We start from the raw sequence: 6,677 nt of genomic DNA on the forward strand, positions 1-6,677 counted from the left end.
CGACAGAAGACTGTGCTAAGACCAAGCCAGTGATGAAAGGTGATGCCATTCATGCAGTATCTTGCCTACAAGTAGATATCTAATAATATTCAGCCTGTGACAGGCTTAAGCGCGACCGCTTTACCGGGTCGCGCTTTTTTTATGTCACAAAATTCACCAAGTAATCGCGCGTTTATTATGTGCTTCATGCCTAAATCATACGTGTTAACCGCTCTAGAATTCACCAAAATGATGCATGGCGCACTGTTTTGGTTCTTATCATAATGAAATAAGTTTGCAGTATGATGGATTATATATTTATTAAGGGGATATTAAACGAATATACCGTATGATGTGTTTATATTCTTCCTAGTTTATGTCATAGAAATATCATTTTAATAATAAATGTACTCTTTTGCTGAGTATATAATCAGAATGAGTAATATGTGATGAATTAATAATCGTTCTTTAATCATTGTATCGATAGATTAAGGTTTATTTAATTAATAATTATTATTTTTAATAAAAATGATTGTCTGGGTTTGCTATTTTTAATGTGAATGTATCTGGTCTTATATTTAATCTTAGTCCAACTTGGCTCACAATTTGCTACGCACAGAACCGCAATATAAATATCAAAATAGTGGAAGTTTTGTTCACAGTTCAATTAGTATTGAATTTGTGAATACTTGTTACGCAAACATAACAATAGTTGAAAGGACACTCTTTGGGTTACTCAAATTAAAGCGCGAGTAATTGTATTCCTAGACCGTTCTAGTAATTACAGCAAAGAAATCATGCATGGAAGTAGTACTTATATTTGGAGTGAGTGCATGTATAAAAATAAAATAACAAAAGCCATTTTATTTGGGACAGGCTTGGTTTTATCAGCAGCATCAGTGGCTTCTTATGCCGCAGATGTACCAGTGGGAACTAAGTTGGCAAAAGTTCAGGACTTAGTGAGATACAACGATGGCCAGCCCGCCTCTATTGATCCGCAAAAAGTTGAGGGTGTGCCAGGTCAATTTATCATCAATGATCTTTTTGAGGGCTTGGTGACTCAGGATGCGAACGGCAATATTATCCCCGGTATAGCAACAAGTTGGGATACAAAAGACAACAAAGTTTATACGTTCCATCTTCGTGATGCTAAATGGTCGAATGGTAAGCCTGTTACTGCTGGAGACTTTGTTTACGCTTTTCAACGTGCGGTCAATCCGATGACAGCATCGCCTTATGCTTGGTATGTTCAAATGACCACGATGAAAAATGCGAAAGCTATCATTGATGGTAAAAAGGATAAAAGTACGTTAGGCGTGAAAGCCATCAATCCGCATACATTGCAGATCACGCTCACTTCACCTATTCCTTATTTCTTAAAAATGTTGGCGAGTGCCACGATGATGCCAGTATATCCGCCAGCTATTGAAAAGTGGGGAGACAAGTGGACGCAGCCGGGGCATCTTGTCAGTGATGGTGCCTACGTATTGGAAAAACGTGTACCGAATGGTCGAATAGTATTGAAGCGTAATCCAAACTATTGGAACAACGCTCATACAGTGATCAACCAAGTGACCTACTTAGCCACTAACGACCATGTCGCAGCGATGAATCGCTTTTTGGCTGGCGAAGTGCAAATGACTTATGAGACGCCCGCATCTCAGTACCGAAGGCTGAAAAAAGAACACCCGCAGGATCTCAAGACTACTGGTAGCCTATGTACTTATTTCTATGACTTCAATACAGAGAAGAAGCCATTTAACGATGTGAGAGTCCGTAAGGCACTTTCTTACTCAATTAATCGCGATATCATAGCCAACGCGATACTCGGGCAAGGTCAGAAACCCGCTTACAACTTGACCCCTGATATTATTGCTGGATTTACGCCAATTACTCCTGCTTGGGAGAAGTTAACTCAATCACAACGGGTGACAGAGGCTAAGAAGCTGCTCAGAGAAGCGGGCTATGACAAATCCCACCCGCTTTCATTTACGCTTATCTATAACACGGACGCAAGGCACAAGAAAATTGCGACAGCATTGCAAGCAATGTGGAAGCAGGAGCTTGGCGTGAACGTCACGTTAGAAAACCAAGAGTGGAAAACATTTCTGCAAACACGCCACTTAGGTAACTTCCAAATGGCTCGTGATGGATGGTGTGGAGACTATAACGAAGCTTCTACGTTCTTAAATACACTGATGTCTACAAATGTACAAAATAGTGCCCACTTCAAGAATAAGAAATACGATTCGTTAATCAAACAGGCAATGACAGCAACCAGTGAAAAAGAGCGAAATAAGCTCTACCACCAGGCTGAAGAAATTATTGCTAAATATATGCCAATTGCTCCAATTTACCAATATGTAAATACTCGACTGGTATCTCCAACTGTTGGAGGTTATCCGATGCATAATGCACAAGATAATATTTATACTAGAGAGCTTTATATTAAGGCAAAACAAAGCTAATGAATTGGCTCGATTTCTTAAGGAAATATCAATTAACTTTTTGAGCAATAAAATTTTATAACTAATGCTCATTTGGTATAAGAATTTAAGATTTTCGAGCCTGAGTTAAAATTACGTTAATGATGGGTGGTATAAATCACTGATTTCATTTGAATAGTTTTTGAGTCAAGCTGTTGTCATTAAAGGTAAATAAAGAGCATATACAAGAAGTTTATTATTACAGTGCTCACTTGAATTGAGTGTTTTTAAGTTGATTTTAAATATTTCTTTTACTTCTATTCAAAAATGAAAATTAAGTTTTACTTTAATGTAAATATTGGATGGTTTGTATTTAATGGTTAGTGAATAATTTAATATCGTACTCAGTTCTATAAATGGTTATTCAGCCACAATAGATGGAAATAGCTATTTGTAGAGAGTTATGTAAATTGAATTTATATGCTTTTTATTGAGTATTTTAGAAAAAATGTAATTTAAAAATAATACATTAGTGAAAAATAAAATGTGCGCAAGTAGGATTAGACTGGTCAAATTAAGCGCCAAATGTACTTAACAACCCTAAATACCGTTCTTGGGGTTGCTGAGTCAATCATGCATGGATGCAAAGTAAATAATTTGGAGTGAATTCATGTATAAAAATAAAATAACTATGGCGTTAGCCGTAGGAGCTGGTTTGGCGTTATCAGCTGCATCCGCAACATCGTATGCTGCCAACGTTCCTGCGGGAACCAAGCTTGCTAAGGTACAGGACTTAGTAAGAGGAAATAGGGCAGAGCCAGCAACTCTAGACCCGAATTTGATTGAAGGGATCCCAGGTGCTAATGTTGCCAACGACCTATTTGAAGGCTTGGTAACACAAGACGCAAACGGCAACACAATCCCCGGGGTTGCCAAAAGTTGGGAAACCAAAGACAACGAGACTTACATATTCCATCTGCGTAGAGATGCGAAATGGTCGAATGGTGCGCCAGTGACAGCGCAAGATTTTGTTTATTCTCTGCGCCGTGCTGTGAATCCAGATACCGCTTCACCGTATTCATGGTATCTTGAGGAAAGCAATATCAAGAATGCTGCAGCGATTATTGCTGGCAAGAAGAAAGTGGACACTTTGGGTGTGAAAGCAATCAATGACCACACCTTACAAATTACGCTCGCGTCGCCAATTCCTTACTTCATTAAAATGTTGGTTAACAGTGTGATGATGCCAGTTTACCCACCTGCGATTAAAAAGTGGGGTGACAAGTGGACACAACCAGAACATATGGTCAGCAATGGTGCCTATGAACTTGAAAAACGTGTTGTGGGTGGCCGTATTGTTCTAAAACGTAACCCTTATTATTGGGACAACAAACACACAGTAATCAATCAAGTAACTTATCTACCCGATACCGACCAAACATCGGCGATGAACCGTTTTTTTGCTGGTGAAGAGCAAATGACTTACGCGATGCCTATCGATCAGTACAGACGTTTGAAAAAAGAGTATCCGCAAGACATTAAAACGACAGGTAATTTGGCCAGCTATTACTATGGCTTTAATACCACGAAAAAGCCATTTAACAATGTCGATGTGCGTAAAGCGGTTTCTTACGCAATTAACCGTAATATTATCGCCAACGCTATCTTGGGCCAAGGTCAGCTTCCTGCTTATAACCTTACCCCAGACATTGTTGCTGGGTTTACGCCAATAACTCCAACGTGGGAAACATGGACGCAAAAAGAGCGCGTTGCAAAAGCTAAAAAATTATTGAAAGAAGCGGGCTATGATAAAGCACATCCGCTGTCGTTTTCAGTTCTATACAACACAGATGCCAACAACAAGAAAATAGCAACAGCCATACAAGCGATGCTAAAACAAGAGCTGGGCGTTAATGTGACTCTAGTCAATCAAGAGTGGAAAACCTATTTACAAACACTTCATCAAGGTGATTTTGAAGTTGCTCGCGAATCATGGTCTGGTGATTACAACGAGCCGTCGACGTTTTTGAATCTCATGACGTCGACGAATGCTGAAAATGACCCTAAATATCACAACAAAGAGTACGACGCACTGATCAAAAAAGCGATGACGGAAACCAATATCAAGCAGCGCAATGAGCTCTACCATAAGGCAGAGAAACTGTTAGCTCGCGATATGCCCGTTGCGCCTATATATCAGTTTGTTACGTCTCGATTGGTATCACCAGCTATCGGTGGCTATCCAATGCATAACGCACAAGACAATATTTATACCAAGAACCTGTATATAAAAAAGCTCTAAGCGTTAGCCATTCTAACAATAAATCTTAAATCCGCTCTACATGCGCCGTTTGAAGCATGTAGAGACCTTTTTACTTAAATTTTGTCACAGACCAAAAAAGAGTGAGTTTATGTTTAAATTCATTGTTACAAGAATATTGGAAGCAATACCGACTATGTTGGTGTTAATCACCATTTCGTTCTTTTTGATTCGCTTTGCCCCCGGTAACCCATTCTCTAGTGAGCGACCATTACCGCCCGCAGTTATGGCGAACATCAATGCTAAATATGGCCTGAATAAACCCGTTTATGATCAGTATATTACCTATCTAACCAGCATCATAAAAGGTGACTTTGGCCCTTCATTTAAATACAAAGATTACACGGTGAATGAGTTGATTGACTCTGCGTTACCTGTGTCGGCCAAAATCGGCGTAGTCGCTTTTATTTTCACTATTTTGCTCGGGGTGTCAGTTGGAACGCTCTCTGCGTTAAAACAAAACACCATGTTCGACTATTCAGTAATGTCGACGACCATGCTGGGGGTAGTGATGCCCTCATTCGTGATTGCTCCGATACTAATATATTTCTTTGCCTTAAAACTGGGGTGGCTGCCCGCCGGCGGTTGGATGGGGGGAGCGGCCAAATATATGGTGCTTCCAGTGGTGAGTATGTCATTACTCTACGTGGCTTCGATTGCACGTATTACTCGTGGCTCAATGATTGAAACCATGAACAGTAACTTCATCCGTACTGCTCGCGCGAAAGGTTTGAGTTACAAACAAATCGTTATTAAACATGCTCTTCGCCCAGCAATGTTGCCAGTTGTTTCTTATATGGGGCCAGCATTCGTCGGCATTATCACTGGTTCTGTTGTTATCGAAACCATATTCGGCATCCCGGGTATAGGTAAATTATTTGTCCAAGCGGCTTTTGACCGAGATTACTCGTTGGTCATGGGAATCACCATCATCATCGGTTTTTTGTTCATCATTTTTAATGCGGTTGTCGATGTGTTGCTGGCTTACATCGATCCGAAGATCCGTTTCTAAGTTGGAGTGAAGAATATGTTATCGAAACAAGCAAACTTAGAAGCGATAGAAAACTTCTCAGAGAATCTAGACATTGCTGGCCGTAGCCTTTGGCAAGACGCGCGCATTCGATTTATGCGCAACAAAGCGGCAATGGTCAGTTTGTTTATTTTATTGCTGATTACTCTAGCAGTGATCTTCTTACCGATGTTTTCGCAGTATAGCTACTCACAAACTGATTGGTATGCGATGCAAGCTGCCCCATCATGGCAACACCTATTTGGCACCGATAGTTTAGGTCGAGATTTGTATGTTCGAACCTTGGTGGGTGGCCGAATCTCTTTGATGGTGGGCGTATTGGGCGCATTGGTTGCGGTGGTGATCGGCACACTTTACGGCGCAGCGTCTGGCTTTATTGGTGGTCGTACTGACCGATTGATGATGCGTTTTGTCGAAATCCTTTATGCGATCCCATTTATGTTTTTAGTGATTGTATTGGTGACCTTCTTTGGTCGTAACTTGATATTTATCTTTGTGGCGATTGGTGCAATCTCTTGGCTGGATATGGCGCGAATTGTGCGTGGTCAAACGTTGAGCTTGCGTAGCAAAGAATTTATCGAAGCGGCTCATGTGTGTGGAGTGAGCAAGTGGCGGATCATCACTCGTCATATTGTGCCGAACGTGTTGGGGTTGGTTGCTATTTATTCGACCTTACTTGTTCCAAATATGATTCTCACTGAGTCATTTCTCTCTTTCCTTGGTCTAGGTGTTCAAGAGCCGATGACTAGTTGGGGCGCATTGCTTCAGCAAGGTGCTAACAACATGCAAGTTGCTATTTGGCAATTGGCTTTCCCTGCCGCCTTTATGATTGTGACGCTATTCTGCTTTAACTATCTCGGCGATGGTCTGCGCGATGCGCTGGATCCAAAAGACAGATAATCGATAAAGGAAAGAATGATGA

At 40.7% G+C, this 6,677-nt stretch carries 4 protein-coding genes; all 4 read left to right on the plus strand.

Annotation, left to right across the window (positions count from 1 at the left end; genetic code table 11):
- Positions 1-812 precede the first annotated feature (812 nt).
- The 4 genes from ACM2FC_RS23280 (at position 813) to oppC (ending at position 6,655) form a co-directional block, all read left to right on the plus strand.
- On the plus strand, positions 813-2,447 hold the full coding sequence (locus ACM2FC_RS23280) for an ABC transporter substrate-binding protein (protein WP_498483425.1): 1,635 nt from the start codon (positions 813-815) through the stop codon (positions 2,445-2,447).
- Between the two features lie 628 nt (positions 2,448-3,075).
- Positions 3,076-4,707 carry a peptide ABC transporter substrate-binding protein gene (locus ACM2FC_RS23285; RefSeq protein WP_498483426.1) on the plus strand — a complete coding sequence of 544 codons (1,632 nt, stop codon included), beginning with the start codon at positions 3,076-3,078 and terminating at the stop codon, positions 4,705-4,707.
- 109 nt (positions 4,708-4,816) lie between these two features.
- Positions 4,817-5,737, plus strand: a complete 921-nt coding sequence (gene oppB / locus ACM2FC_RS23290) for an oligopeptide ABC transporter permease OppB (protein ID WP_498483427.1) — start codon at positions 4,817-4,819, stop codon at positions 5,735-5,737.
- A gap of 15 nt (positions 5,738-5,752) precedes the next feature.
- Positions 5,753-6,655: an oligopeptide ABC transporter permease OppC gene (gene oppC / locus ACM2FC_RS23295; protein WP_498483428.1), complete on the plus strand. Its 903-nt coding sequence runs from the start codon at positions 5,753-5,755 to the stop codon at positions 6,653-6,655.
- The last annotated feature ends 22 nt before the right edge of the window (positions 6,656-6,677 follow it).

This window comes from Vibrio sp. A37, assembly GCF_059777565.1.